A 202-nucleotide genomic window follows, 5' to 3' on the forward strand; every position below is an offset into this window, starting at 1 on the left:
TGGACTGCCCCCAAGAAGTTGGACAAAAAATCCAACCCTTGGGGGACCTATGGGCAAATACACAGAGCAGTTCAAGGTCACAGCCATCACAGCCTACCTGGATGGCGATAACGGTTTCCGAAAGGTAGCCCAACATTTCGGTGTCGATTTCAGCCTGCTGCGCCGATGGGTTGCCAGCTATCAGAGCAACTCCAGCCCTTCT

1 protein-coding gene is annotated in these 202 nt (G+C 53.5%); it reads left to right on the forward strand.

Annotation, left to right across the window (positions count from 1 at the left end):
* Positions 1 to 49 precede the first annotated feature (49 nt).
* Positions 50 to 202 (forward strand): transposase (locus tag ACLEJU_RS28825; protein WP_440776799.1); only part of this gene is annotated, 153 nt, incomplete at its 3' end.

The sequence above is a fragment of the Pseudomonas sp. SMN11 genome (assembly GCF_052041945.1).
Classification (GTDB): domain Bacteria; phylum Pseudomonadota; class Gammaproteobacteria; order Pseudomonadales; family Pseudomonadaceae; genus Aquipseudomonas.